The sequence below is a fragment of the Sphingomonas sp. PvP055 genome, from assembly GCF_040546365.1.
Lineage (GTDB): Bacteria > Pseudomonadota > Alphaproteobacteria > Sphingomonadales > Sphingomonadaceae > Sphingomonas > Sphingomonas echinoides_A.
The window spans coordinates 828,148-851,971 of sequence record NZ_JBEPNS010000001.1; the positions used below are offsets into that span (position 1 = coordinate 828,148).

Sequence of the window (23,824 nt, forward strand, 5' to 3'; positions counted from 1 at the left end):
ATAGGAGTACGCTGGTGTCCGACGAAACGCTCAACGGATACCGTCAGAGTATCGACAATATTGATGCTGCGCTGGTCTTCATGCTGGCCGAACGGTTCAAGGTGACCAAGGCGGTCGGTCGCTACAAGGCGTCGGCTGGACTGCCCCCGGCGGACCCCGGTCGCGAGGAATCGCAGATCGCACGGTTGCGCGGTCTGGCCAACGATGCGCAGCTCGATGCCGATTTCAGCGAGAAGTTCCTGCGGTTCATCATTGACGAAGTGATTCGTCACCACGAGCGCGTCCGCGACGGCGGCTAGCGCGACGCCCGGCCGGTCCGGGTCTACAGGGTCGCTACACGGGATCGTTAACGCGCTGTACCCGGCTCCGAACCGGTGGCAGACGGTGCGCCATATGGCGGCGCGGCGCATCGCGCCGGTCCGAAAGTGGAGCATTTCATGGCACTGAACCCGGGCACAAAGCCCGCCGGGACAACCGCGGCGGGGGATGCCGATCACGGCGTCAACGCGCCCGATCTGCAGGTCTTCGTCTTCGCGCTGTTTTTCATCTTCGGCGGGATCACCAGTCTCAACGACGTGATCATCCCGAAACTGAAGGACTTGTTCACGCTCAATTATGGGCAGGCGTTGCTGGTACAGTCCGCCTTCTTCGCTGCCTATTTCGTCTTCTCGCTTCCGGCGGCGGCAATCGTCCGGCGGATGGGCTATATGCAGACCGCCGCGATCGGCCTGTTGCTGATGACGATCGGCTGCGTGCTGTTCATCCCCGCTTCGTCGTCGGGCACCTTCGTCGTGTTCCTCATGGCGTTGTTCGTGCTCGCGATCGGCATCACGACGGTGCAGGTCGTCGCCAACCCGCTGATCAGCCTACTCGGGGCGCCGCGGACCGCGTCCAGCCGGCTGACCTTCGCGCAATTCTTCAACTCGCTCGGCACGACGATCTTCCCGATCGTCGGCTCGATCCTGATCCTCGGCAGCCTGGCCAAGGTCGATTCGAAGACGCTGACCGGCGCCGCGCTCGACGCGCATCGCACCGCGGAGACGCAGGTCGTCGTCCACACCTATCTCGGCCTTGCGCTCGCGCTGGTGCTCGTCGCGGTGGTGGTGTGGTCGCGGCGCAAGCGCCTGCCGCATACGGTCGAACAGCATGGCAGCATCTTCCAGGCGTTCGACTTGCTCAAGCGCCCGCGCTTCGCGTTCGGGACGGCGTGCATCTTTCTGTATGTCGGGGCGGAAGTCGCGATCGGGTCGCTGATCGTCAGCTATCTCGAACAGTCCAGCACGATGGGCTTCGACGCGGTCACCGCGGGGAAGCACGTCGCTTATTATTGGGGTGGCGCGATGGTCGGCCGGTTCATCGGCGCGTTCGTGCTGCGAGTCGTGTCGCCGGGCAAGGTGCTCGCGGGGGTCGCGATCGGTGCGGTCACGCTGATCGCGGTATCGACACACAGCACAGGTGCGGTCGCGGGTTGGTCGTTGCTGGCGATCGGGCTGATGAATTCGATCATGTTCCCGACGATCTTCAGCCTTGCCAGCGAAGGGCTCGGCGCGCGGGCCGCGGAAGGATCGGGTATCATCGCGACCGCGATCGTGGGCGGGGCGATCGTGCCACCGCTGACGGGGGTTCTGGCGGACCAGTCGTCGTTGCAGTTCGCGCTGCTGGTCCCGGCGTTATGCTATCTGGTGATCGCCAGCTACGGCGTCTTCACGCGCAAGCCGACCGTCGGATGACGATGGCGCGCGGACCGTTCCCGTCCGGAACGGTCCGCGCGTTCCGCCTTTACGGCATCGAGATCTGAACGATCGCGTCGACTTCGACCGCTGCACCAAGCGGCAGGGCGCTCACGCCAACCGCGCTGCGGGCATGCTTCCCCGCGTCGCCGAACAGTTCGACCATCAGGTTGGACGCGCCGTTCGCGACCTTGGGCTGGTCGGTGAAATCGGCGGTAGAATTGACGAACACGCCCAGCTTCACGATCCGCTCGACCCGGTGCAATCCGCCGAGCGCCGCCTTGACCTGCGCGACCAGCATCAGCGCGCAGGCCTGAGCCGCCGCCGCGCCGTCTTCCAGGCTGACGTCTTCGCCCAACCGACCCGTGATGACCGCGCCATCCTTGAACGGCAACTGTCCCGAAATGTGCAGCAGGCCGTTGACCTCGACGGTCGGTACATAAGCGGCGACGGGGGCAGCGGCGGCGGGCAGCGTTAGGCCGAGCTCGGCAAGCTTGTGGTCGATACGGTCGGTCATGAACAGGCTCCTGGGAGTAAGGGGTTTCAGGCCGGCAACCCGGCAGCGAAGCGATTCGCGATCCACGTCTGCGCAACCTGCCAATCGTCGATGCGAACGTGCGCATCGGGGGCGGGCGGCATATGGCGCGCGAGATCGGGTTCGGAAATCATGTGGAGGCGATGCACAGCCGGGGCATGCGTGGCGACCGAAGTGTGATGCACCGCGAGATCGTCGACGAACACGGTCACCGGATTGCCAAATTCTGCCATTAGCCGTGCCACGGGATCGCCCTTGCCGCCCTGGTTGGTTTCGACCCGGTAATCCATGTCGTGCCCGAGCAACTGCGCGATGCGCGGCTGGCGGTTGTGATCGCCCAAATTGGTCAGGATCACGACGTCCGCCACGTCGGACAAGGCGGACAGCGCCTCGCGCGCATGCGGAACGAGCGTCTGGCGGCTCATCTCGTTGGGGAAGAACCCATCGAGCAACGCCCACATCTCGTCCCGCGTCGGGGGCGGGGCGCCGTTGGCGCGCGTCATACTATTGGCGAAGTCACCATTTTCGATCGCAAACGTGATGTCGTGCGCCTCGCGCAGCCACACGCCAAAGTGCCGCACCATGTGCAGCAGCACTTCGTCGCAATCGCAAATCAACAAGCCCTTCAAGCATAGTCTCCAAAATCGTCCGGGCCTTCCAACGCCCGACGCGCAGCGGCAAGGTCCTCCGGACGCACCTCAAGCGCTTCGGCGCACGCAATAAGGTCCGGCTGGTGCGCCTCCAGAAAGGCGAGCATCGCCGCAAGCACGACGGGATCGTCCGCGCGCGTGCGGAGGTCTATCGGCGTCATCCCCGTCACGTCCAGCAGCCGCGTGGCGCGATCTGGCTCGCCTAGCGTCCATACCAGCGCACGGAGCGCAAGCTGCGCTGGATCGTTGTTTGTCAGCGAGGCACGCATTGCGTATTCGTAAGGTCCGTAAATGGGGAAACGCTGGCGTGGCAAAAAGGGTGCTCGTTGTCGAGGACAACGAACTCAACCTAAAACTTTTCTGTGACCTCCTGGAGGCGCATGAATATGTAACTGAGGGCGTGCGGGACGGGCGCGAAGCGGTCGTGCGCGCGCGCGCCTTTCTGCCCGACCTGATCGTGATGGATATCCAGCTGCCGCACGTCAGCGGCTACAGTCTGATCCTGCAGTTGAAAGCGGATCCGGCGCTGCGGGACATCCCGGTCATGGCGGTCACCGCTTATGCCGGGCGCGAGGACGAGGAGCGGATTCGCGCTGCCGGGGCGGACGCCTATGTGTCCAAGCCGATCTCGCTCGTCCGCTTCGTCGATGCGGTCGCCGCGTTGCTGTAGCAGCCCGCAACGACACGCCGAAACCGCAAACGCAGAAAGGCCGCAGGGCTCGCGCCCGCGACCTCTGGCCCAAGGCAAGCCCCGGGGACGGCAAACCGCTGACGCGGTTTACTTGATCTTGGCTTCCTTGAACTCGACATGCTTGCGCACGACGGGATCGTACTTGCTGAAGCTGAGCTTCTCGGTCTTGGTGCGCGGGTTCTTCTTCGTGGTATAGAAGAATCCGGTGTCAGCGGTGCTGACGAGCTTGATCTTGACCGTGGTCGGCTTTGCCATGACCTGAATTCCTGTGATCTGAAAATGCAAAAGCGGCGAACCGGTCGCCGCTCTCAAGCGTCGTCCGATGGCGGACACGCCCGGGAATGTCAACCAGAACGTGACCATGGGACGCTGTTGTGGGCGGATTTAACCCCACCTTTACCTCCCCGGCGGCACTATGCCGTCCAAGGAGTATCGTGTCATGACGCCAGCATCCGTTACCGACTCGCCCGATCCGGTCAGCTTGGTCGAACGCGTCAGCATGCTGGCGTTCCAGGCGGATTCCATGCCGCTCGCGATGCTGGCGACCGAAGTCGACGGCGCGCGCCACGCTGCGATCGCGTGCGGTCATTTTCAGGGCGCGGCGATTCTGCAGGCGATTTCCGCTGCCCTCGAGCGCGGCGAGCGGAGCGTGCTGATTGGTGCTTGGCTCGACGTTCTGCGAAGTGCGGTGCTACCCGGCCGGTTCGATTTGCGGTCGCGCGACTCGCATATCTCGAGCAGCGCGTTTCAACGCATCGGCTGACTGCGGGTCGCATGGACGCGTTGATGGTTGCGCTGGTCGCGGCGCTGCTGGTTCAAGCGAGTGACCGCACCTTGCTGACGAGCGCGATGCTGGGAACGCGTTTTGCCCAGAAGGCGCACTGTGTCGCGGGCATGGTGCTGGCGCTCGCGATCGGCAACGGGGTCGGCGCGTTCGGTGGTTCCCTGCTGGCGCCGTATCTTTCTCCGCCGGCGAGCGATCTGCTGGTGGCGCTGACCCTGCTGTCCGCCGGGATCAGTGGTCTGTGGCCCGTCACCGGGCGGACCAGTCCCGCCAGGCTCGGCGCATTCCCCGCGACGTTCGTGACGATCGGATTGCTTGCGATCGGCGATCGCACGCAGTTCATCACGGCGGCACTCGCCGCGCGCAGCGCAACACCGGTGCTGCCGGCTGTTGGTGCGATCCTCGGCGCGGTTGCAATCAATCTGCCCGCGGTGGTGCTGGGGGAGCGGTGGCTGCGGCGCCTCCCGCTGCGGCCCGTTCAAATTGTCGCAGCGCTGCTGCTGACGCTCGTGGGGACGGTTCAGGCGCTCGCTGCGATCGGTCTGATCTAGCTCTTCGATCGTAGAAAGCGAAAATTAGCGTCGCGCGCTGGGGAGCCAAAGCGGTATTGGACCGTTCCCGCAACGAACCCAAAAAGGACCGAGCTTATGGCAAACGATGCCCTGAACACGCCGACCGACCTGAAGACCAACGCGACTCGCACCGTCGCCGAGTCGCTCAACGGAATTCTCGCGGACTCGTTCGCGCTCTATATGAAGACCAAGAATTTCCACTGGCACGTGTCCGGCCCGCATTTCCGCGACTATCACCTGATGCTCGACGAGCAGGCCGCCGAAATCTTCGCGGGCACCGACGATATCGCTGAGCGCGTGCGCAAGACCGGCAACACCACGCTGCGCTCGATCGGCGACATTGCCCGGCACCAGACGATCGTCGACAATGACGTCGAGTTCGTCGGCCCCAAGGCGATGCTGAGCGAACTCCGCGATGACAACCTCAAGCTGGTCGAGGCCCTGCGGGCCGCAAAGGACCTGGCCGACGGGGCCAAGGACAATGCGACCAGCGCGATGATCGATGACTGGACCGATCAGGCCGAACGCCGCGCATGGTTCCTGTTCGAGGCTGGCCGCGAGGGCTGATCGCCCGAGTGTTCCGTCAGTGTTGTGCCGGACCGATGGTCAGTAGCCAGAGGTCCGGCGGCGCGTTGACGCGGAAGGGGACGAGGCTCGTTCCCACCCCGGCGGTCACCAGCGTAATCCCTTTGCCGGACCGCGTGATCCCGCACGGGTAATTCGCGCCCGTGAACGGGTTGCGAATCCCGAGCGGCTTCAATTCCACTTGCCCGCAATGCGTATGGCCGACCAGCTCGAGCGTGATCTCGTGGAGCAGGAATGGACGAGCGGCGCCGTGGCTGATCGCAATCGGAAGTCCCGGCAACCGGTGGACCGCTGCCATCGTCTTGGGAACGTCGTCCCGGTGATGGAAAAGATCGTCGAGCCCGGCGATCGTCAGCGCGCCGCGTGAGACTGCCTCGTTGTCGAGCACGCGGACGTTGGCGGCCCGCAGAGCGCGGCGAATGGCAGCGGGATCGGTATCGTAATCGTGGTTCCCCATCACCGCGACCACCCCGAGCGGGACGCGTACCCCGCGCAACGGCTCGACCAGTTGCGGTGCGAACGCGTGCGCGACGCTGGCGCGGTGGCCCGCGATATAATCCCCTGCGAGAATGACGAGGTCGGGCTTCACCCGATTTACCTGGCCGACGATCCGCCTCAGCCGTGCGGCGTCCATCGCTTCGTTGCCCATGTGAATGTCGCTCAACAGCGCAACGCTCACCGGGCGTGCACCTGCGGGCCAATCGCGGAACCCGATCCGCGCGGTCCGGACGATCGGATCAATCCGCGCATTATGATGCGCCCAGGCAAACAGCGTGACCATCACGATCATTCCGAGCAGGGCGCAGGCGCGGAGAAAGGCCATGGCGTCGGCCTAGCGTGGGGTCGTCGTCCTCACCAGCGATCATCCCGCTGGTGGAACAACCACCGCGCGCCCATGTTGTGATGCGATGCGCGCCTTTGCGGACCTCCTCGATCGATTGATCTACACGCGGTCGCGCAACGCCAAGCTGCGACTGATCGTCGATTATCTGCGCGTCACGCCCGATCCGGATCGCGGCTGGGCGATGGCCGCGCTGACCGGCGAGCTCGACTTGCCGGGCGTCAAGCCGGCGATGATCCGCGTGCTGATCGAGACGCGCGTCGATCCGGTGCTGTTCCGGATGAGCCGCGACTATGTCGGCGACACCGCCGAAACCGTCGCGCTGCTCTGGCCGACTCCGCCGGGGACGGTGGTCGAGGCGCCGCTGGGGATGGCGCAGGCGGTCGATACGCTGGCGCGGTTGTCGCGATCGGATACGCCGGCGGTGCTCGGCAAGATGCTCGATCAGCTCGATTCGGACGAGCGGTTCGCGCTGCTCAAGATGGCGACGGGCGCTTTGCGGATCGGCGTGTCGTCCCGCCTCGCCAAGACCGCGCTGGCGCAGGCGTTCGACCTCGATGTCGAGGCGGTGGAAGAAGTGTGGCACGGGATCGACCCGCCCTACACCGCGCTGTTCGACTGGGCCGAAGGGCGCGGCGCACAGCCGACCGCCGCCGACGTGCCGGTGTTCCGCCCGTTCATGCTGGCGCACCCGCTCGAGGACGGGCGAGTCGATCTGGCGGACTATGCGGCGGAATGGAAATGGGACGGGATCCGCGTGCAGATCGTCCATGTCGCGGGCGAGACCCGGCTCTACAGCCGCACCGGGGACGACATCACCGCCAGTTTCCCGGAAGTCGCGCGCGATTTCACGACCGTGGGCGCGGTCGACGGCGAGTTGATGGTGAAAGGCGATGCGCAAGGCGCGTCGACCGAAGAGGGCGGGGCCGCCAGCTTCAATGCGTTGCAGCAGCGGCTCGGGCGCAAGCTGGTGTCGGCCAAGATGCTGGCGGAGTCGCCTGCGTTCGTCCGGCTCTACGATATCCTGTTCGACGGCGACGAGGATCTCCGCCCGCTGCCCTGGACCGATCGGCGTGCGCGGCTGGAAGCGTTCACCGCGCGGCTCGACCCCGAGCGGTTCGACCTCAGCACGGTGATCGCGGCCGAGGACTTCACCGCGCTGGAAGGCATTCGCGCAGGCGCGCGTGACGGGGCGATCGAAGGCGTGATGCTCAAGCGCCGCGATTCCCCTTATGTCGGCGGGCGCAAGACCGGGCTGTGGTACAAATGGAAGCGCGACCCGCTGACCGCGGATTGCGTGATGATGTACGCGCAGCGCGGCAGCGGGCGGCGGTCTTCCTTCTACAGCGACTATACCTTCGGCTGCTGGACCACGGACGGAACGCTGCTTCCGGTTGGCAAGGCCTATTCTGGCATCACCGATGCGGAATTGAAGCAACTCGACAGCTTCGTGCGCAATCATACGACGGGGCGGTTCGGCCCGGTGCGCGAAGTGGACAAGACGCTGGTGCTCGAAATCGCCTTCGATTCGATCCACGAATCGAAGCGGCACAAGTCGGGGGTGGCGATGCGCTTCCCCCGGATTTCGCGGATTCGTACCGACAAGCCCGCCGCCGAGGCCGATACGCTGGAAGGCCTCAAGCGCCTGATCGTCTGACCTCTCGACACCGGTCGCTGCGCTGATAGTCTGCCCTGAAAAAGGGGGACTATCATGCACAAGAAGCTCATCGTGGCCTTGGCCACGATGTTGGCGGGCACCGCCGCCAATGCCGAGACGTTCGCGATCCAGGCGGGGCATGTCATCACCGACGCGGCGCGGCCCGCGCGCGGCGCCGCCACCGTGATCGTCACCGACGGCAAGATCGTCCGGATCGAGGATGGCGCGACCGCACCCGCCGGCGCGACCGTGGTCGACCTCCACGACAAGACCGTGATGCCGGGGATGATCGACGTCCACGTCCACCTCACCAGCAATTCGGGCGAGCCGTGGTATCAGGGGCTGACCCCGAAATATTCCGAACCCTATGCCGCCACGATTGGCCTGCGCAACGCGCTGATCACCGCGCGCGCGGGGTTCACCACGGTCCGTGATCTCGGCGGTCCGGCGCTGGCCAGCATCGCGATGCGCGATGCGATCAGCGAAGGCGGCTTCCCGGGGCCGCGGATTCAGGTCGCCGGCCCCGCGCTGTCGATCATCGGCGGGCATGGCGATTCGACGGTCGGCCTCTCGCCCAACCTGCGCGCCGCGGTCGATGCGACCGGGGAACAGTTCTGGGTCTGCACCGGCCCGCTCGAATGCGAGAAGGCGGTCCGCAAAATCGCGTCCTACGGCGTCGACGCGATCAAGTTCCACGCGACCGGCGGGGTGCTCGACGACGGCAAGATCGGCCTCGAACAGCATTTTACCGACGAGGAAATGAAGGCGATCTGCGACACCGCGCATCAGCTCGGATTGAAGGCGGCGGCGCATGCGCATGGCGCCAAGGGGATCGGTGCGGCGGTGCGGGCCGGGGTCGATTCGATCGAACACGGGACCTACGCCGACGACGCCGACGTCGCGCTGATGAAGGCGCGCGGGACCTATTATGTCGGCACGTTGATGGCGTTCAGCGGCCTCCAGCTGTACCTCGGCAAGGGCATTTATACCGCCAATACCGAGGCGAAGGCGCGCCAGACGCTGCTGGTGTGGGGCAAGGCGCTCAACCGCGCGTATAAGGCGGGCGTGCCGATCGCGCTCGGCACCGACGCGGCGGTCTTCCCGCATGGCCGCAACGGCGAGGAAGTCGGGCTGATGGTCAGCAAGGGCGGGATGACACCGCGCGACGCGCTGATCGCGGCGACCAAAGGCGGGGCGGATCTGCTCGGCCTGTCGCGCGAGACCGGGACGCTCGAACCGGGCAAGTCCGCCGACCTGATCGCGGTGACCGGCGACCCGCTGACCGACCCGGCGGCAGTGACGCACGTCAGCTATGTGATGGTGGAGGGCCGGGTCGTCCCGATGCGGTGAGGTGACAGCGCCGGTGGCCGCGGGTACCGTTCGGCCCATGACCGATTTGCGCCAGCTTTACCCCGAGATCGAACCCTATGCGACGGGGATGCTTGACGTCGGTGATGGGCATCACGTCTATTACGAACGCTGCGGGACGCCCGGCGGGACCCCGGCGGTGTTCCTCCACGGTGGCCCCGGCGGCGGCATTTCCGCCAGTCACCGGCGCCTGTTCGATCCGGCGCGTTACGACGTATTGCTGTTCGACCAGCGTGGCTGCGGCCAATCGACCCCGCATGCAGCGCTCGAGGCGAACACGACGTGGCATCTCGTCGACGATATCGAGCGGTTGCGGACGATGGTCGGGGTCGAGCGCTGGCTCGTGTTCGGCGGGTCATGGGGCTCGACGCTCGCGCTGGCCTATGCCGAGACGCATCCCGATCGCGTCAGCGCGCTGATCCTCCGCGGCATCTATACCGCGACCCCGGCGGAGCTCGCCTGGTATTATCAGTTCGGCGTGTCCGAGATGTTCCCCGACAAATGGGAAGGCTTCGTCGCCCCGATCCCGCCCGCGGAGCGCGGCGACATGCTGCACGCCTATCGCCGGTTGCTCACGGGCGACGACCCGGCGCGGCAGTTGGAGGCAGCCAAGGCGTGGACGATCTGGGAAGGCGAAACGATCACGCTGCTGCCCGATCCGGCGATGTCCGCGGCGTTCAGCGATGGCCATTTCGCGCTCGCCTTCGCGCGGATCGAGAACCATTTCTTCGTCCACGATGCGTGGCTCGAGGATGGGCAATTGCTGCGGGACGCGGGGCGGCTTGCCGGGATTCCGGGGACGATCGTCCACGGGCGCTACGACATGCCGTGCCCGGCGCGCTACGCCTATGCGTTGCACAAGGCCTGGCCCGACGCGGACTTCCATCTGATCGAGGGGGCGGGGCATGCCTATAGCGAGCCCGGCATCCTCGATCAGTTGATTCGCGCCACCGACCGGTTTGCCAAAGGCTGACCGCGTCGTGCCGTCAGGCACGCCTGACCTCCGCTACAGCCAGGACAATGAAAAACCCGGCAGACGTAAAGCCTGCCGGGTTTTCTGAACCAACGTCGGAAGCGTAGGGTTTACGCGATCGACGTCAGGTTGACTGCAGCCATCTTGCCGCGACGATCGACTTCGAGTTCGAACTCGAGACGGTCGCCCTCGTTGAGCGAGGTCATGCCGCCACGCTCGACTGCCGAGATGTGCACGAATGCATCGGGCTGGCCGTCGTCGCGCTGAATGAAGCCGAAGCCCTTCATCGCGTTGAAGAACTTGACGGTGCCCGTTGCCTTCTCGCCGGTCAGCGAGCGCTGCGGCGCGCCACCGGGAGCCGGACGACCACCGGGAGCAGCGGCATCACGCTCACGCGGCGGACCGCGGTCGGTGACGGCCATCGGCTCGCCGTCGATCTTGAGATCGGTTGCCGAGATACGGCCACCACGATCGACCAGGGTAAAGCCGAGCGGCTGCCCTTCGGCCAGACCGGTCAGGCCAGCCTGTTCGACAGCCGAGATGTGAACGAACACGTCTTCGCCGCCGTCATCGCGCACGACGAAGCCGAAACCCTTCTGGCCGTTAAAGAACTTAACGACGCCCGTGCCTTCGCCGACAACCTGCGGGGGCATCCCGCGGCCACCGCCGCCTCCGGCACCACCGCCGAAGCCGCCGCCGCCGCCGCTGCGGAAACCGCCGCCGCCGCCGCCACCGCCGAAGCGATCACCGCCGCCACCGCCGCCGCCGCCGAAGCGATCACCGCCGCCGCCGAAACGGTCGCCGCCGCCGCCGAAGCGATCGCCGCCACCGCCACCGAAGCCGCTGTCAAAGCCGCCGCTGTCGCCGAAACCGTCGCGCTTGTCGCGCCCGCGCCCGCCACGATCGCCGCGGCGTCCTTTATCGAAACTCATGCCCTGTTCGTCTTCCCGCTTCGTCCGACATCATTATAACAACCATTGCACCGGACGAAAGACGCAAGGCTTTGTGCACCAAACCGCTCGTGACACAGACTCGTGTTAGCCTAAAAATATAATCGCTGCGAACAAATTCGTCCAAATTGGGGCACGGCTCGCACCGATCTTGCGTAACCGTTGCAAGCGCGGCACAGGCTGCGCGCATATGTCCATCCTCTCGCTCCTGTCAGACCCCGCGGCCTGGGCCGCGCTCGCCACGCTGATCGTGATGGAGGTGGTGCTCGGGATCGACAATCTCGTCTTTATTTCGCTGCTTTCGAACAAGTTGCCGGAAAACCAGCGAGTCCGCGTGCGGCGTGTCGGGATAAGTCTCGCGCTTGTCATGCGACTTGTTCTGTTGTCGACGATTGCGTGGATTGCCGGCCTGACCGAGCCGCTGTTTAACCTCGGCTTGGCCGGTGCGGTCAACGATCATGGCCAGCCGTCGTTCGAAACCGCGTTTTCGGTACGCGATCTCATTCTGATCGCGGGCGGGATCTTCCTGTTGTGGAAGGCGACGACCGAGATTCACCAGACGATCGACCCGAATGACTCCGACGAGTCGGAAAAGGACGCGATCGACCAGAAGGGGCCAGCGACGCTTTCGTTCGGCTATGCGATCGTCCAGATCATTCTGCTCGACATCGTCTTCTCGTTCGATTCGATCCTCACCGCGATCGGCATGACCGATCAGTTGCCGATCATGATCGTCGCAGTGGTCGTCGCCGTCGGCGCGATGATGCTCGCGTCCACCCCGCTCGCCAATTTCATCGAGCGCAACCCGACCGTGGTGATGCTCGCGCTCGGTTTCCTGCTGATGATCGGCGCGGTGCTGATCGCGGACGGCTTCGGTGTGCATGTGCCCAAGGGGTATATCTATGCGGCGATGGCGTTTTCGGGCGTGGTCGAGGGGCTCAACATCGCGGCACGCCGTGGTCGCGGGCACAAGGCCGGGCATTGAGCGGCGGGCGATTCGCCGCTAGGGCCGGGCGATGAGCGTAACTCTCCACGAAGAAGACATTCCCGCAGACCTGTTCGCGCCCGGCGTGGACATTGCGGTGGATACCGAGACGATGGGTCTCATCACGCCGCGCGACCGGCTCTGCCTGGTCCAGCTGTCCGATGGCGGTCCCGACGAGCATCTCGTCCGCTTCGGCCCGGACAGCGACTATGCGGCGCCCAATCTGCGCGCGCTGCTCGCGGACCCCGCGCGGACCAAGCTGTACCATTTCGCGCGGTTCGACCTCGCGGCGATCAGCCATTATCTCGAAGTGACCGCAGCGCCGGTCTATTGCACCAAGATCGCGTCGCGGCTCATCCGCACCTACACCGACCGGCACGGCCTGAAGGAACTCGTCCGCGAACTCCTCGGGCAGGATATTTCCAAGGCGCAGCAATCCTCCGACTGGGGTGGCCCGGTGCTGAGCGAAGCGCAGAAGGAATATGCCGCGTCCGACGTGCGCTATCTCCACGCGATGCGCGAGGAACTCGATCGCCGTCTGATCCGCGAAGGCCGGATGGAGCTGGCGCAGGCCTGTTTCGACTTCCTGCCCGCACGTGCCGAACTCGATCTTGCCGGCTGGCCAGAGGCAGACATCTTCGCGCATGCCTGACGCCATCGCGATCCGGAGCGCACGCCAGCGCTGGGCCGCGCCCGGGAGCAGCCACGACCGGACGGTCGCGACGCTGCGCGTCCTGCTGCCGGTCGCGATCGGGATCATGGCGGCGTTCGTCGTCGTCCTGCCGCTCTATGCGGGCGGCGACGTGAGTTTCCTGCTAGACAAGAAGAAGGTCGAAGTCGCGCAGGAACGGATCCGGATCCAGTCGGCCACCTACCGCGGGCAGGACGACAAGGGGCAACCCTTCGCGGTCAACGCCGGCTCGGCGGTGCAGAAGAGTTCGGCCGAGCCGATCCTCCGGCTCAACACGCTGTCCGCCGAAATCGGTTTGACCGACGGCCCCGCCAACATCGTCGCCGACCGTGGACATTACGACATGGATACGCAGCAGGTGATGATCGATGGCCCGCTGAAGGTCGACAGCAGCGGCGGCTATCATATGACCACGCGCGACGCGACGCTCGATCTCAAGAGCAAGACGATCCAGAGCGGCGGCGCGGTGACCGGGACGGTGCCGCAGGGGACGTTCAGCGCCAATCACATGAAAGCGGACCTCGAAACCCATATCGTCAAGCTCGACGGTAATGCCCGCTTGCGGATCGTGCCGCGAAGGACGAAGTAAGCCCCATGCGCCGCACCCTGACCTTGCTGACCCTTTCGCTCGCCTGTGCCGGCCCGGCTTTCGCGCAGGGGCGCAATTCGCAGGCGCCGATCAATCTCAACGCCGATCACATCGAACTGCAGGACAAGGCCAACCGCGCTTTGTTTTCGGGCAACGTCGTGGTCAAGCAGGCCGAGATGACGCTCAACGCGCAGCGCATGACGGTCAGCTACGCCGGGCAGATCAGCACCGGCGCGTCCCCCGAGGCGCAACGGATCGATGCATCGGGCGGGGTGACCGTCACGCGGCCGACGCAGACCGCGCGGAGCAATTTCGCGGTGTACGATCTCAAGAAGGGCGTCATCACGATGCTCGGGTCGGTGACGCTGATCCAGGCGGGGAATACCGTCAACGGCGGTCGGTTGACGATCAACCTCGACACCGGTCGCGCGATCATCGACGGATCGTCGGTCGGCGGTGGCGGATCGACCAGCGCCCCCGGCACGACCACGTCGAGCAACGGTCGCGTCTCCGGCACCTTCTCGGTTCCCAAGCGCAACTGATCCGGTTTCCGGACGGATCCCTCCGTCCCCCGCGCGTGTAGCGCTTTCCCGACACGGGCGAGTGGCGTAGGGCGATCTCACATACAATTTTATGCACGAAGCTTGCCAGATGCCGCACGGTAAGGCTTCGGTAAGACCGAAATGCGAGCAGGGACGGGCAATGAGCGATACGCTGACTTCCACGCCGGGCCTTACGCTGGACTCCGCGCCGCCGATCGCGGAAGCGCCGGTGATGAACGGCCTGTCGGTCGTCTCGATCGCCAAGTCCTACGACAAGCGCCCGGTGTTGACCGATGTGTCTGTCTCGGTCGGCAAGGGCGAAGTGGTCGGCCTGCTCGGTCCGAACGGCGCGGGCAAGACCACCTGCTTCTACTCGGTGATGGGGCTGGTGAAGCCCGACTCGGGGCGCATCATGCTCGATTCGCAGGATATCACCGGGCTCCCGATGTACCGCCGCGCGATCCTCGGCCTTGGCTATCTCCCGCAGGAAACTTCGATCTTCCGCGGGATGACGATCGAGCAGAACATTCTGAGCGTGCTCGAACTCGCGGTGCCCGATCCGGTTGAGCGCAAGGTCCGGCTCGATACGCTGCTCGAGGAATTCGGGCTGACCCGGCTGCGCGAATCGCCCGCGATGGCGTTGTCGGGCGGCGAACGCCGCCGCGCGGAAATCGCGCGCGCACTCGCCGCCAATCCGTCGATCATGCTGCTCGACGAGCCGTTCGCCGGGATTGATCCGCTGTCGATCGCGGACATTCGCGACCTGATCATCCAACTCAAGCAGCGCGGGATCGGCGTGCTGATCACCGACCACAACGTCCGCGAGACGCTCGAAATCGTCGATCGCGCGTACATCATCTACGACGGCCGCGTGCTGTTCACGGGTTCGCCCGAGGAACTGGTGGCGGATGCCAACGTCCGTCGTCTGTATCTCGGCGAGGGCTTCTCGCTGTGATCCGCACGAGCGCTGCCCGCTAGCGATGTCGCTCGCGCCACGCCTCGACCTGCGCCAGTCGCAATCGCTGGTGATGACGCCACAGTTGCAGCAGGCGATTCGCCTGCTCGCGCTGTCGAATCTCGAGATCGAGGGGTTTCTCGCCGAGGAAATCGAGCGCAACCCGCTGCTCGAAACCGGTGATTCGACCGACGACGGCCCCACGCAGGAGCGCGAAGCCGATGTCGCCCCGCGCGACGAACCCGCGCCCGCCGACGAATTGTTGATGCAGGGCGGCGACACCGGCGAAGCCTCGCTCGATGTCGATTTCACCGCCGAGAGCTTTCACCACGACAGCGTGTCGGATCAGCCCGGCGGGGCGGGGATGGATGGCGCGCTCGGCCTCAACGGCGCGACCAGCGGTGGCGCGGGCAGCGAGGACGGTCCCGACCTCGATGCGTTTACCAGCGCCACGCTCAGCCTGACCGATCATCTGCTGGCGCAGGCGGGAACCGCGGTGGACGGGGCCGACCTGTTTATCGCCGCGCATCTGATCGACCAGATCGACGAGTGCGGCTATCTCGCCGCCCCGCTGCCCGACATCGCGGGCCGACTGGGCGTTACGCTCGAGCAGGTCGAGGCAGTGCTCGCGACGATCCAGACCTTCGATCCGACCGGCGTCGGTGCGCGCGACCTAGCGGAATGCCTCGCGCTCCAGGCGCGCGAGGCGGATCGCTACGATCCGTGCATGGAGAAACTGCTCGATCACCTCGATCTGCTGGCACGCGGCGATCTGTCGCGGCTGCGGCGGATCTGTCAGGTCGACGAGGAAGACCTGGCCGACATGATCCGCGAACTGCGCGGCTATGATCCCAAGCCCGGCCTGCGTTTCGGCGGCGAGCCGTCGCAGCCGGTGGTGCCCGACCTGTATGTTGCCAAACGCAAGGACGGCTGGGGGATCGAGATCAACGCCGCGACCTTGCCGCGCGTGCTGGTCAACCGGACCTATTACGTCGAGCTGTCTTCGGGGAAGAACGACAAGGCGTCCAAGGCGTGGCTCGGTGACATGCTCGCCAGCGCGAACTGGCTGGTCAAGGCGCTAGACCAGCGCCAGCGCACGATCATCAAGGTCGCGGGCGAGATCGTGAAGCAGCAGGAGGCGTTCTTCCTCCACGGTGTCGCGCACCTCAAACCGATGACGCTACGCCAGGTCGCCGAAGCGATCGAGATGCACGAATCGACCGTCAGCCGCGTGACCAGCAACAAATATCTGTCGTGCGCGCGCGGGCTGTACGAGCTGAAGTACTTCTTCACCTCCGCGATCCAGTCCTCCGACGGTGGCGACGCGGTCTCGGCGCAGGCGGTAAAATCTGCGATCAAGGCGCTGATCTCGGCGGAGGGGGATGCGATCCTCTCGGACGATACGCTGGTCGAGCAGCTGAAAGCGAAGGGCTTCGATATCGCGCGGCGCACCGTCGCCAAATATCGCGAGGCGCTGGGGATCGGCAGCTCGGTCCAGCGTCGGCGGGCGCGGGCGCTGGGGGCGGGGTAGAGCGGCGCTTCCGGTTGGAGAGTCGGGCAGAAGGGACGATGACGGTGCGGGTCGCGATCGGGCTTTTCGGGATGGTGTCGTCGGCGCTGGCGGGTACGTCCGCCTTTGCTACGCCAAGCTTTCCGTCGACGGGGCATCTGCTGACGTCGATCGCGCTGTCCGCGCCGTTCGGTGCGCATCCCGGGTGGCAGCTGAAGGTGACGCAAGACGGCACCGTGGCCGATCCGTTCGGCGAACCGAGCGACACCGTCCCCGGCGCGATCCGGCTCTGTCTCAGTTCCGACAATGGACGGACGTGTCGTCCGGGGCTCGACCGGATGCTCACCAGCAGCGTCCCCGGTGACCTGTTTACGCAACCGCATTTTCTGAACGATGCACGCATCGTTCAGCCCACACCGGGGCGCGCGCTGCTGCTGATCCAGGTCGCCAGCCTGCACGGCGGGAATGGGGATCAGCGCGTCGCCACGATCGCGCTGCGCTATGATCGGGCGCGGGATCGCTTCGTGCCCGCCTATGCCAGGCAGACTCGCCGCAACAACAACCAGGAAATCCGGTACGTTGCAGCCGGACCGCTGCGGGGCGCGATCATCGCCGCCGAGCCGACCGACGATGCGCCCTTCGGCTTCTGGATGACGGTCGACCGGCCCGATCCGACCAATGCCTATCGGCAGGTGCTGCGCTATCGCAGCGCGACACGCTATGGCGACGGCAATGCCCTAGCCGTGATCGATTCGGAAATGCCCGAGATCCAGCGGCGGCTCGCACTGTGGCATCCCGGATCGCCGCTCCCGCTGCCAGCCGGCGGGTGCACGCAGCCGCGCTTGATCGCGCATGCGCTCTGGTGTTCGCCCAACCCCGTCCCGCACATTCCCGGATGAAGGGCGCCTTGCAGGCGGCGGATCTCGCCACCCCAACCTGCCGTCACGACAGTTCGACGCGACCGCGGCATTCTATGCCTGGCTGGGGTTCGTGCAACCGTGGTGCGATGACGGGTGAATGCTGAGCGCGCTCAGTCGTCCTCGTCTTCATACCCCACCAGCGCCAGCGCGCGCGCCTTCATCTGGCGGGTGGCGCACCAATGGACCAGCGCGTCCTCGCGGCCATGCGTGACCCATACTTCCTTCGGCGCGATCTCGGTCAGCGTGTCGGTCAGTTCGTCCCAGTCGGCGTGATCGCTCAGGATCAGCGGCAGCTCGACCCCGCGCTGGACCGCGCGCTGGCGCACCCGCATCCAGCCCGACGCCATCGCGGTGATCGGGTCGGGCAGGCGGCGTGACCAGCGATCCGCCATCGCGCCCGGCGGCGCAATTACGACGTGCCCCATCATCTCCGCCTTGGCGGCGGTCGTCGCAGGGCGCAGCTCGCCCAGATCGACGCCGTGCGTCTGGTACAAGGCGCACAACCGCTCCAGCGCACCGTGAATGTAGATCGGCGCCGCATGCCCGCGCAGCCGCAGTTCGGCGATCACGCGCTGCGCCTTGCCCAGCGCATAGGCACCGACCAGCACGCACCGGTCCGGATTGGCGTGGAGCGCTGCGATCAATTTGTCGATCTCGTCGCCGGTGTCGGGGTGGCGGAACACCGGGAGCCCGAAGGTGGCTTCGGTGATGAACACGTCGCACTTCACTGGCTCGAACGGCGTGCAGGTCGGATCGGGGCGGCGCTTGTAATCGCCCGAGACGACGATCCGCTCGCCGCGATATTCGAGCAGGATCTGCGCCGACCCAAGCACGTGCCCAGCGGGGACGAAGGTCGCGCGGACATCGCCGAACTGGTGGCTTTCGCCGTAGGCGACCGGGTGCCCGGCCTGTTCGCCATAGCGTGCGTCCATGATCGCGAGCGTCTCGGGGGTCGCCCACACCGCGCCATGTCCGCCGCGCGCATGATCGGCGTGGCCGTGCGTCACCAGCGCGCGCGGGGTGGGGCGTGACGGGTCGACCCACACGTCGGCGGGCTTGACCAGAATGCCATGGGGTTGCGGATCGATCCAGTCGCCGAGCTTTGCCATCCCACCCATGTGGGGGCGCGAGTCCGCCACCGCCACCGCCCGCGTTTTATCGCACGAAAGGATGGCGCGGCAACCATTCGTGCGGCCGTGCATTCCTGTAGCGTAACGAACAGGAGGCTCTCTGATGCGCGCACTCACCCTCGGCCTATTGGCTGCTTCCACGCTGATCGCCGGCTGCGACGAATATGGTGGTGGTCGCCCGGGCTATTATGGCGATAATCGCTATGCCCAATATGATTATGACCGGCCCGATCCGGCGTATAACGGCTATGACGCGTCGCGCTATTATCGCGATGATCGCCGTCGCTATCAGGAGCGTCGTCTCGCCAACAACGACCGCGTCTATCGTGGCAGCGACGGCCGCTATTACTGCCGCCGCAACGACGGCACGACCGGGCTGGTCGTCGGGGGCGTCGCAGGTGGCGCGCTGGGCGCAGCGATCGCACCGGGCGGCTCGGGCCTGCTCGGCGCGCTGATCGGCGGCGTCGGTGGTGCGCTTGCGGGCAAGGCGATCGACAAGGATCGCGGCGACACGCGCTGCCGCTGACGACAGGACGGACGCGGTCCCCTTACGGGGGCCGCGTTCCGGCCAGACCGGAACGCTCCCGGTCATGAACCGTTGACGGACCTCCAGATTTACAGAGGTTCATCATGAGCAAGACGCACAAGCATCATCCCAAAGCCCCGCCCAAGCCGCACGCCAAGCCTGCGCCCAAGGCCGCGAAGCCGATGAGCACCGGGAAGGCGTGGTCGATCGGCGCTTTCGCCCTGGCCGCGGGCGCCGGTATCGCGGCGTTCCTGTCCCGCGGACGGATTGCGGCTTTATTGTCGGGATCGGCAACCGAGGGCCATGTGCCGACCGATCTGCTCGATCCAAAGCGCAATGCGGATGACCGTGCGGTCGCCGATTTCCGCCCCGACATGTCCGCACCGATGACTGCAGCGGAGCGCGAGGCGCTGCGTCCGGCAACTGGCCCCGCGCCGTCGCTGGTCTCCGATCGCGGAACGATGAACGCGCAAACGGGCGCCGCCAACTGACGAAGCGCTGACGTCCGGTCCAACCCCCCGGCCAAGGCCGGGGGGAAGCCGTCTAAAGACATCCCATTCCCCGGAGCGTCGTGCGAACGGCATCGTCCAACGACGTGCGCGGTTCGTGTCCCAGCATAGCCCGTAGACGGCCGTTGACGAGCCTGACTGGCCGATCCCAAAGATATTTCATCTTGAACACTTCGCGAAGCGTCGGCACGAATGGCGATATCAGCCGCATCACCCACCACGGTGTCTTGCGGACCGGCACCGCGGGATCGCCCAATGCTCGGCAGATCGCGTCGGTCATTGTCGTACCGTCGGCGTCCCACACCCCCTCCATGTGAAAGCTGGCGAAAGCGTCCAGCCCGTCCGTCTCCAGCAACTGTACCATGGTCTCGGCGACGTCGGGCAGATACGCCCATTGATGCCCGACGCCCCGTCTACCGGGATAGGTGATGGCAGCGGGCCGCTTGCCCGCCGGGACCAGTTGCGCGAACCAATTGTTCGCCGCTCCGGGGCCAAAGAAGTCACCCGCGCGCACGATCAGCACACGCCCCGCCTCGGTCTCGGCGAAGGCGCGCAGCCGTCGCTCCATCTCCACGCGGATCGCACCCTTGCGGGTGTTGGGATGCTGCGGCGCGTCCTCGGCAATGTCCGGAAAGGCGTCGCGACCGTAATTGTAGACGGTGCCTGGAAACAGGATCCGAGCATCATTCGCGCGCGCCGCGGCGATGGTGTTGTCGAGCATCGGTAGGACCAGCCGATCCCAGTCGCGATAGCCCGGCGGGTTCACCGCGTGGACGATCAACGCTGCGCCCTTGGCGGCGGCGGCAACGTCGCGCGTGACCATCGCGTCCCCGGCATGCCATTCGAAGTCATGCCGTGCCGCCACGCGGTCGGGCGCGCGATGCAGCGCACGAACGTGCCAGCCGCTTTCCCGCAGTCGTCGCGCGACGGCGCTGCCGATTCCGCCGGTTGCGCCCAGTACCAATGCGATCTTGCGTTCCATGGTTCGTCTCCGCTGTGTGTGGCGAAGAGATGCAGCCGATCCCGGTTGAACGAAATTGCCGAAATTCGTGGATCGATTATACGAGAACAGATGAGCGCACCGAGCTGGGATCTGTATCGTACGTTCGACGCGGTGTTGCGGACCGGTTCCTTGTCAGGCGCTGCGCGCAGCCTCGGGCTGACCCAGCCCAGCGTCGCGCGCCATATCGACGCGCTGGAACAGGCGATCGGGCGCGATCTGTTCGTGCGTTCGCAGCGCGGCCTGACGCCGACCGCCGCCGCGATCGAGCTTAGGCCCTACGCCGCGTTGCTTGCCTCGACCACGGCGGCCCTGCTGCGCACGGCGGATGGCGGTGCCGACACGGTCGCCGGAACCGTGCGGATCAGCGCGAGCGAAGTGGTCAGCGCCGAGCATCTCCCGGCCATGCTGGCGCGGCTGCGGAAGCGGCATCCCGCGCTCGCGTTCGAGCTTTCGGCGTCGAACAGCGTCGATGACCTGCTGCAGCGCCAGGCCGATATCGCGGTGCGCATGGTGCAACCGACTCAGCAGTCGCTGATCGCGCGCAAGGTCTTGCCGATCCCGCTCGGCTTGCATGCCCATGCGGACTATCTCGCGCGTCGCGGCGCGCCCACGACCGTCGCCGATCTGGCCGACCATGATCTCATCGGGTTCGACACGGAGACCCCGGCGATCCGCGCCATTGCCGAGCTTTTCCCCGAACTGAACCGCGCGGCGTTCGCGCTGCGGGTCGACAGCGACGTTGCGCAGCTTGCCGCGATTCGAGCGGGCTTCGGGATCGGCATCTGCCAGCTCCCGGTTGCCGCGCGCGATCCGCAGCTCGTCCGCGTGCTGCCGGATGGCTTCGCGATCGACCTCGGTGTCTGGATCGTGATGCACGAAGACCTCGGCAACAGCCCGCGATGCCGCGCAGTCTTCGACGCTCTGGTCGCCGAATTCGGCGCACCACCGCGCGGCGGCGGTTGACCCAAACCCGCGCAGCTGGAGCGGCACAGTCCCGCGAGATGCTCCGCCGCTGCGGCAGACCGATTGCACCGCGCGCACCGCCGCCCCATATCGCGCTGCATGAGTGGAAACGAAACGGTGTGGCACGGCACCACGATCCTGTCCGTGCGTCGCAATGGTCGAGTCGTCATCGCCGGAGACGGTCAGGTGACACAGGGCCAGACGGTCATGAAACCCAACGCCAAGAAGGTGCGGCGGCTCGGTGACGGCTCGGTGATCGCCGGGTTCGCGGGCGCGACGGCGGATGCCTTCACGCTGTTCGAGCGGCTGGAGCGCAAGCTCGAGCAGCATCACGGGCAGTTGCTGCGCTCGGCGGTCGAACTCGCCAAGGACTGGCGGACCGACAAGTATCTGCGCAACCTGGAAGCGATGATGATCGTCGCGGACAAGGAAGTGACGCTGATCCTGACCGGCAACGGCGACGTGCTCGAGCCCGAGGCAGGCGTCGCGGCGATCGGGTCGGGCGGCAATTACGCGCTCGCGGCCGCGCGGGCGCTGGTCGATTACGAAGCCGATGCCGAGACGATCTGCCGCAAGGCGATGGCGATCGCGGCGGAGGTCTGCGTCTACACCAACGACCGCCTGACGGTCGAAAGCATCGAAACGCCCTGAGCCAAGCAAAGCCCCTCCCCTTCAGGGGAGGGTGTTGGGGTGGGGACGTGGGAAACATGCCCCCCGCCCGAGGCACCCGGAACTGCCCCACCCCAACCCCTCCTCTGGAGGGGAGGGGCTTGAGAGAGACCCCCAACCCCTTCCCTGAAGGGAAGCGGCTTGAGAGAGACAAATGAACGACTCCCTTACCCCCAAGGCCATCGTCCGCGCGCTCGACGCGCACATCATCGGTCAGGCCGACGCCAAGCGCGCGGTCGCGGTCGCGATGCGCAATCGCTGGCGGCGGCAGCAGCTCGGCGACGATCTGCGCGACGAGGTGTCCCCTAAGAACATCCTGATGATCGGGCCGACCGGCTGCGGCAAGACCGAGATCAGCCGCCGTTTGGCCAAGCTCGCCGACGCGCCGTTCATCAAGATCGAAGCGACCAAGTTCACCGAGGTCGGCTATGTCGGTCGCGACGTCGAGCAGATCGCGCGCGACCTGGTCGAGGAAGCGGTCCGGCTCGAGAAGGAACGCCGCCGCAGCGCGGTCAAGGACAAGGCGGAGGAAGCCGCGCTCGCGCGGCTGCTCGACGCGCTGACCGGCAAGGGCGCGAGCGAAGCGACGCGGGAAGCGTTCCGCCAGCGCCTCCACGACGGCCATCTCCGCGACACCGAGATCGAGATCGAACTCGAGGCCGCGCCCAACATGCCGTTCGAAATGCCCGGCGGCGGCGCGCAGATGATCAACCTGTCCGAGATGATGGGCAAGGCGTTCGGCGGCGGCCAGATGAAGCGCCGCAAGCTGACCGTGCCGCAGGCGTGGGACAAATTGGTCGAGGAAGAGGCGGACAAGCGGCTCGACCAGGACGAGGTCAGCCGCGTCGCGCTCGCGGATGCCGAGGCGAACGGGATCGTCTTCCTCGACGAGATCGACAAGATCGCGGTGAGCGACGTGCGCGGCGGTTCGGTCAGCCGCGAGGGCGTCCAGCGCGATCTGCTCCCGCTAATCGAGGGAACGACGGTCGCGACCAAATACGGGCCGATGAAGACCGACCATGTCCTCTTCATCGCGAGCGGCGCGTTCCATGTCGCGAAGCCGTCCGACCTGCTCCCCGAGTTGCAGGGGCGCCTGCCGATCCGCGTCGAATTGAAGGCGCTGACCGAGGATGATTTCGTTGCGATCCTGAGCGACACCAAAGCGTCGCTGACGCAGCAATATGTGGCGCTGATCGCGACCGAGGGCGTCACGATCACCTTTACAGAGGACGGCATCCGCGCGATTGCGAAGATGGCGGCACTGGTCAACGGCGACGTCGAGAACATCGGCGCACGGCGCTTGCAGACGGTGATGGAGAAGCTGCTCGAGGACATCAGCTTCAACGCCGAGGACCGCGGCGGCGAGACGATCGCGATCGACGCGGCCTATGTCGAGACGCATCTCGCGGGGATTGCGCGCAATACCGACCTCAGCCGGTTCGTGTTGTAAGGGGCAGGTGGGCTCCTCCCCCGACCCGTTCGGGCTGAGCGAAGTC

Annotated in this window: 29 protein-coding genes; 21 read left to right on the top strand and 8 right to left on the bottom strand. The window is 66.0% G+C overall.

Annotated features, from left to right (window positions below; all coding sequences use genetic code 11):
• Positions 1 to 14: 14 nt before the first annotated feature.
• Entirely contained in the window at positions 15 to 299 is a 285-nt protein-coding gene (locus ABIC16_RS04170) for a chorismate mutase (RefSeq protein ID WP_277971137.1), read from the top strand.
• Positions 300 to 437: 138 nt separating this feature from the next.
• Entirely contained in the window at positions 438 to 1,730 is a 1,293-nt protein-coding gene (locus ABIC16_RS04175) for a sugar MFS transporter (RefSeq protein WP_354290138.1), read from the top strand.
• A gap of 49 nt (positions 1,731 to 1,779) precedes the next feature.
• Here ABIC16_RS04175 and ABIC16_RS04180 read toward each other — a convergent pair whose 3' ends face one another.
• Genes ABIC16_RS04180 through ABIC16_RS04190 form a run of 3 tightly spaced genes read right to left on the bottom strand, consistent with a single transcriptional unit; the run spans position 1,780 to position 3,184 of the window.
• Positions 1,780 to 2,247, bottom strand: coding sequence for a RidA family protein (locus ABIC16_RS04180; RefSeq protein ID WP_277971135.1), 468 nt, complete (start codon positions 2,245 to 2,247; stop codon positions 1,780 to 1,782).
• A gap of 26 nt (positions 2,248 to 2,273) precedes the next feature.
• A complete protein-coding gene (locus tag ABIC16_RS04185) occupies positions 2,274 to 2,894 on the bottom strand; it encodes an HAD family hydrolase (protein WP_354290139.1) in 621 nt (206 codons plus the stop codon).
• Positions 2,891 to 3,184 (bottom strand): DUF3572 domain-containing protein, encoded by a 294-nt coding sequence (locus ABIC16_RS04190; RefSeq protein WP_354290140.1) that lies wholly within the window; start codon positions 3,182 to 3,184, stop codon positions 2,891 to 2,893. The genes ABIC16_RS04185 and ABIC16_RS04190 overlap by 4 nt, the downstream gene beginning before the upstream one ends.
• A gap of 38 nt (positions 3,185 to 3,222) precedes the next feature.
• Here ABIC16_RS04190 and ABIC16_RS04195 point away from each other — a divergent pair, with 38 nt between their 5' ends.
• Positions 3,223 to 3,585, top strand: a complete 363-nt coding sequence (locus ABIC16_RS04195) for a response regulator (RefSeq protein WP_354290141.1) — start codon at positions 3,223 to 3,225, stop codon at positions 3,583 to 3,585.
• 108 nt (positions 3,586 to 3,693) lie between these two features.
• Here the strand turns inward: ABIC16_RS04195 and rpmG are convergent, their stop codons facing one another.
• Entirely contained in the window at positions 3,694 to 3,861 is a 168-nt protein-coding gene (rpmG, locus tag ABIC16_RS04200; RefSeq protein ID WP_010162189.1) for a 50S ribosomal protein L33, read from the bottom strand.
• 184 nt (positions 3,862 to 4,045) lie between these two features.
• Here rpmG and ABIC16_RS04205 point away from each other — a divergent pair, with 184 nt between their 5' ends.
• The 3 genes from ABIC16_RS04205 (at position 4,046) to ABIC16_RS04215 (ending at position 5,529) form a co-directional block, all read left to right on the top strand.
• Positions 4,046 to 4,369, top strand: coding sequence for a hypothetical protein (locus tag ABIC16_RS04205; protein ID WP_354290142.1), 324 nt, complete (start codon positions 4,046 to 4,048; stop codon positions 4,367 to 4,369).
• An 11-nt stretch (positions 4,370 to 4,380) separates the two neighbouring features.
• Positions 4,381 to 4,941, top strand: coding sequence for a TMEM165/GDT1 family protein (locus ABIC16_RS04210; RefSeq protein WP_354290143.1), 561 nt, complete (start codon positions 4,381 to 4,383; stop codon positions 4,939 to 4,941).
• Positions 4,942 to 5,037: 96 nt separating this feature from the next.
• On the top strand, positions 5,038 to 5,529 hold the full coding sequence (locus ABIC16_RS04215) for a Dps family protein (protein ID WP_277971129.1): 492 nt from the start codon (positions 5,038 to 5,040) through the stop codon (positions 5,527 to 5,529).
• Positions 5,530 to 5,545: 16 nt separating this feature from the next.
• Here the strand turns inward: ABIC16_RS04215 and ABIC16_RS04220 are convergent, their stop codons facing one another.
• Positions 5,546 to 6,370, bottom strand: coding sequence for a metallophosphoesterase (locus ABIC16_RS04220; protein WP_354290144.1), 825 nt, complete (start codon positions 6,368 to 6,370; stop codon positions 5,546 to 5,548).
• Positions 6,371 to 6,455: 85 nt separating this feature from the next.
• Here ABIC16_RS04220 and ABIC16_RS04225 point away from each other — a divergent pair, with 85 nt between their 5' ends.
• Genes ABIC16_RS04225 through pip form a run of 3 tightly spaced genes read left to right on the top strand, consistent with a single transcriptional unit; the run spans position 6,456 to position 10,386 of the window.
• Complete coding sequence (locus ABIC16_RS04225) at positions 6,456 to 8,045, top strand: cisplatin damage response ATP-dependent DNA ligase (RefSeq protein WP_354290145.1); 1,590 nt, start codon at positions 6,456 to 6,458, stop codon at positions 8,043 to 8,045.
• A 54-nt stretch (positions 8,046 to 8,099) separates the two neighbouring features.
• On the top strand, positions 8,100 to 9,395 hold the full coding sequence (locus ABIC16_RS04230; protein WP_354290146.1) for a metal-dependent hydrolase family protein: 1,296 nt from the start codon (positions 8,100 to 8,102) through the stop codon (positions 9,393 to 9,395).
• 37 nt (positions 9,396 to 9,432) lie between these two features.
• Positions 9,433 to 10,386, top strand: coding sequence for a prolyl aminopeptidase (gene pip, locus ABIC16_RS04235; RefSeq protein ID WP_354290147.1), 954 nt, complete (start codon positions 9,433 to 9,435; stop codon positions 10,384 to 10,386).
• A gap of 110 nt (positions 10,387 to 10,496) precedes the next feature.
• Here the strand turns inward: pip and ABIC16_RS04240 are convergent, their stop codons facing one another.
• Positions 10,497 to 11,318: a cold-shock protein gene (locus ABIC16_RS04240; RefSeq protein ID WP_354290148.1), complete on the bottom strand. Its 822-nt coding sequence runs from the start codon at positions 11,316 to 11,318 to the stop codon at positions 10,497 to 10,499.
• 208 nt (positions 11,319 to 11,526) lie between these two features.
• Between ABIC16_RS04240 and ABIC16_RS04245 the strand changes: the two genes are divergently transcribed.
• The 7 genes from ABIC16_RS04245 (at position 11,527) to ABIC16_RS04275 (ending at position 17,507) form a co-directional block, all read left to right on the top strand.
• Entirely contained in the window at positions 11,527 to 12,321 is a 795-nt protein-coding gene (locus ABIC16_RS04245) for a TerC family protein (protein WP_354290149.1), read from the top strand.
• Positions 12,322 to 12,352: 31 nt separating this feature from the next.
• On the top strand, positions 12,353 to 12,973 hold the full coding sequence (locus tag ABIC16_RS04250) for a ribonuclease D (RefSeq protein ID WP_354290150.1): 621 nt from the start codon (positions 12,353 to 12,355) through the stop codon (positions 12,971 to 12,973).
• Positions 12,966 to 13,601, top strand: coding sequence for an LPS export ABC transporter periplasmic protein LptC (gene lptC, locus ABIC16_RS04255; RefSeq protein WP_277971122.1), 636 nt, complete (start codon positions 12,966 to 12,968; stop codon positions 13,599 to 13,601). The genes ABIC16_RS04250 and lptC overlap by 8 nt, the downstream gene beginning before the upstream one ends.
• A gap of 5 nt (positions 13,602 to 13,606) precedes the next feature.
• Positions 13,607 to 14,143, top strand: a complete 537-nt coding sequence (locus ABIC16_RS04260) for an LptA/OstA family protein (protein WP_277971121.1) — start codon at positions 13,607 to 13,609, stop codon at positions 14,141 to 14,143.
• Between the two features lie 232 nt (positions 14,144 to 14,375).
• Positions 14,376 to 15,098 (top strand): LPS export ABC transporter ATP-binding protein, encoded by a 723-nt coding sequence (gene lptB / locus ABIC16_RS04265; protein WP_277971146.1) that lies wholly within the window; start codon positions 14,376 to 14,378, stop codon positions 15,096 to 15,098.
• Between the two features lie 25 nt (positions 15,099 to 15,123).
• Complete coding sequence (gene rpoN / locus ABIC16_RS04270; RefSeq protein WP_354290151.1) at positions 15,124 to 16,629, top strand: RNA polymerase factor sigma-54; 1,506 nt, start codon at positions 15,124 to 15,126, stop codon at positions 16,627 to 16,629.
• Positions 16,630 to 16,667: 38 nt separating this feature from the next.
• Positions 16,668 to 17,507 (top strand): hypothetical protein, encoded by an 840-nt coding sequence (locus ABIC16_RS04275; protein WP_354290152.1) that lies wholly within the window; start codon positions 16,668 to 16,670, stop codon positions 17,505 to 17,507.
• Positions 17,508 to 17,638: 131 nt separating this feature from the next.
• On the opposite strand, the gene ABIC16_RS04280 is transcribed toward ABIC16_RS04275, so the two are convergent.
• Positions 17,639 to 18,637: a ligase-associated DNA damage response exonuclease gene (locus ABIC16_RS04280; RefSeq protein ID WP_277971145.1), complete on the bottom strand. Its 999-nt coding sequence runs from the start codon at positions 18,635 to 18,637 to the stop codon at positions 17,639 to 17,641.
• A 124-nt stretch (positions 18,638 to 18,761) separates the two neighbouring features.
• Here ABIC16_RS04280 and ABIC16_RS04285 point away from each other — a divergent pair, with 124 nt between their 5' ends.
• Complete coding sequence (locus tag ABIC16_RS04285; protein WP_277971118.1) at positions 18,762 to 19,184, top strand: hypothetical protein; 423 nt, start codon at positions 18,762 to 18,764, stop codon at positions 19,182 to 19,184.
• 104 nt (positions 19,185 to 19,288) lie between these two features.
• Positions 19,289 to 19,675 (top strand): hypothetical protein, encoded by a 387-nt coding sequence (locus ABIC16_RS04290; RefSeq protein WP_354290153.1) that lies wholly within the window; start codon positions 19,289 to 19,291, stop codon positions 19,673 to 19,675.
• Positions 19,676 to 19,727: 52 nt separating this feature from the next.
• Here ABIC16_RS04290 and ABIC16_RS04295 read toward each other — a convergent pair whose 3' ends face one another.
• Positions 19,728 to 20,675: an NAD-dependent epimerase/dehydratase family protein gene (locus ABIC16_RS04295; protein ID WP_354290154.1), complete on the bottom strand. Its 948-nt coding sequence runs from the start codon at positions 20,673 to 20,675 to the stop codon at positions 19,728 to 19,730.
• A gap of 90 nt (positions 20,676 to 20,765) precedes the next feature.
• On the opposite strand from ABIC16_RS04295, the gene ABIC16_RS04300 reads away from it, so the two are divergent.
• The 3 genes from ABIC16_RS04300 to hslU all read left to right on the top strand — a co-directional run bounded on the left by ABIC16_RS04300 (position 20,766) and on the right by hslU (position 23,778).
• Complete coding sequence (locus tag ABIC16_RS04300; RefSeq protein ID WP_354290155.1) at positions 20,766 to 21,659, top strand: LysR family transcriptional regulator; 894 nt, start codon at positions 20,766 to 20,768, stop codon at positions 21,657 to 21,659.
• A 99-nt stretch (positions 21,660 to 21,758) separates the two neighbouring features.
• Complete coding sequence (gene hslV / locus ABIC16_RS04305; protein WP_277971114.1) at positions 21,759 to 22,310, top strand: ATP-dependent protease subunit HslV; 552 nt, start codon at positions 21,759 to 21,761, stop codon at positions 22,308 to 22,310.
• A gap of 172 nt (positions 22,311 to 22,482) precedes the next feature.
• On the top strand, positions 22,483 to 23,778 hold the full coding sequence (gene hslU, locus ABIC16_RS04310) for an ATP-dependent protease ATPase subunit HslU (RefSeq protein ID WP_277968139.1): 1,296 nt from the start codon (positions 22,483 to 22,485) through the stop codon (positions 23,776 to 23,778).
• Positions 23,779 to 23,824: the final 46 nt, after the last annotated feature.

What these genes read in the sequence shown, in the direction of transcription:
- ABIC16_RS04175 (WP_354290138.1), top strand. Translation starts at nt 438, where the DNA reads ATGGCACTGAACCCGGGCACAAAGCCCGCCGGGACAACCGCGGCGGGG.
- ABIC16_RS04180 (WP_277971135.1), bottom strand. Translation starts at nt 2,247, where the DNA reads ATGACCGACCGTATCGACCACAAGCTTGCCGAGCTCGGCCTAACGCTG.
- ABIC16_RS04190 (WP_354290140.1), bottom strand. Translation starts at nt 3,184, where the DNA reads ATGCGTGCCTCGCTGACAAACAACGATCCAGCGCAGCTTGCGCTCCGT.
- rpmG (WP_010162189.1), bottom strand. Translation starts at nt 3,861, where the DNA reads ATGGCAAAGCCGACCACGGTCAAGATCAAGCTCGTCAGCACCGCTGAC.
- ABIC16_RS04205 (WP_354290142.1), top strand. Translation starts at nt 4,046, where the DNA reads ATGACGCCAGCATCCGTTACCGACTCGCCCGATCCGGTCAGCTTGGTC.
- ABIC16_RS04210 (WP_354290143.1), top strand. Translation starts at nt 4,381, where the DNA reads ATGGACGCGTTGATGGTTGCGCTGGTCGCGGCGCTGCTGGTTCAAGCG.
- ABIC16_RS04215 (WP_277971129.1), top strand. Translation starts at nt 5,038, where the DNA reads ATGGCAAACGATGCCCTGAACACGCCGACCGACCTGAAGACCAACGCG.
- ABIC16_RS04220 (WP_354290144.1), bottom strand. Translation starts at nt 6,370, where the DNA reads ATGGCCTTTCTCCGCGCCTGCGCCCTGCTCGGAATGATCGTGATGGTC.
- ABIC16_RS04225 (WP_354290145.1), top strand. Translation starts at nt 6,456, where the DNA reads ATGCGCGCCTTTGCGGACCTCCTCGATCGATTGATCTACACGCGGTCG.
- ABIC16_RS04230 (WP_354290146.1), top strand. Translation starts at nt 8,100, where the DNA reads ATGCACAAGAAGCTCATCGTGGCCTTGGCCACGATGTTGGCGGGCACC.
- pip (WP_354290147.1), top strand. Translation starts at nt 9,433, where the DNA reads ATGACCGATTTGCGCCAGCTTTACCCCGAGATCGAACCCTATGCGACG.
- ABIC16_RS04240 (WP_354290148.1), bottom strand. Translation starts at nt 11,318, where the DNA reads ATGAGTTTCGATAAAGGACGCCGCGGCGATCGTGGCGGGCGCGGGCGC.
- ABIC16_RS04245 (WP_354290149.1), top strand. Translation starts at nt 11,527, where the DNA reads ATGTCCATCCTCTCGCTCCTGTCAGACCCCGCGGCCTGGGCCGCGCTC.
- ABIC16_RS04250 (WP_354290150.1), top strand. Translation starts at nt 12,353, where the DNA reads ATGAGCGTAACTCTCCACGAAGAAGACATTCCCGCAGACCTGTTCGCG.
- lptC (WP_277971122.1), top strand. Translation starts at nt 12,966, where the DNA reads ATGCCTGACGCCATCGCGATCCGGAGCGCACGCCAGCGCTGGGCCGCG.
- ABIC16_RS04260 (WP_277971121.1), top strand. Translation starts at nt 13,607, where the DNA reads ATGCGCCGCACCCTGACCTTGCTGACCCTTTCGCTCGCCTGTGCCGGC.
- lptB (WP_277971146.1), top strand. Translation starts at nt 14,376, where the DNA reads ATGAACGGCCTGTCGGTCGTCTCGATCGCCAAGTCCTACGACAAGCGC.
- rpoN (WP_354290151.1), top strand. Translation starts at nt 15,124, where the DNA reads ATGTCGCTCGCGCCACGCCTCGACCTGCGCCAGTCGCAATCGCTGGTG.
- ABIC16_RS04275 (WP_354290152.1), top strand. Translation starts at nt 16,668, where the DNA reads ATGACGGTGCGGGTCGCGATCGGGCTTTTCGGGATGGTGTCGTCGGCG.
- ABIC16_RS04280 (WP_277971145.1), bottom strand. Translation starts at nt 18,637, where the DNA reads ATGGCAAAGCTCGGCGACTGGATCGATCCGCAACCCCATGGCATTCTG.
- ABIC16_RS04285 (WP_277971118.1), top strand. Translation starts at nt 18,762, where the DNA reads ATGCGCGCACTCACCCTCGGCCTATTGGCTGCTTCCACGCTGATCGCC.
- ABIC16_RS04290 (WP_354290153.1), top strand. Translation starts at nt 19,289, where the DNA reads ATGAGCAAGACGCACAAGCATCATCCCAAAGCCCCGCCCAAGCCGCAC.
- ABIC16_RS04295 (WP_354290154.1), bottom strand. Translation starts at nt 20,675, where the DNA reads ATGGAACGCAAGATCGCATTGGTACTGGGCGCAACCGGCGGAATCGGC.
- ABIC16_RS04300 (WP_354290155.1), top strand. Translation starts at nt 20,766, where the DNA reads ATGAGCGCACCGAGCTGGGATCTGTATCGTACGTTCGACGCGGTGTTG.
- hslV (WP_277971114.1), top strand. Translation starts at nt 21,759, where the DNA reads ATGAGTGGAAACGAAACGGTGTGGCACGGCACCACGATCCTGTCCGTG.
- hslU (WP_277968139.1), top strand. Translation starts at nt 22,483, where the DNA reads ATGAACGACTCCCTTACCCCCAAGGCCATCGTCCGCGCGCTCGACGCG.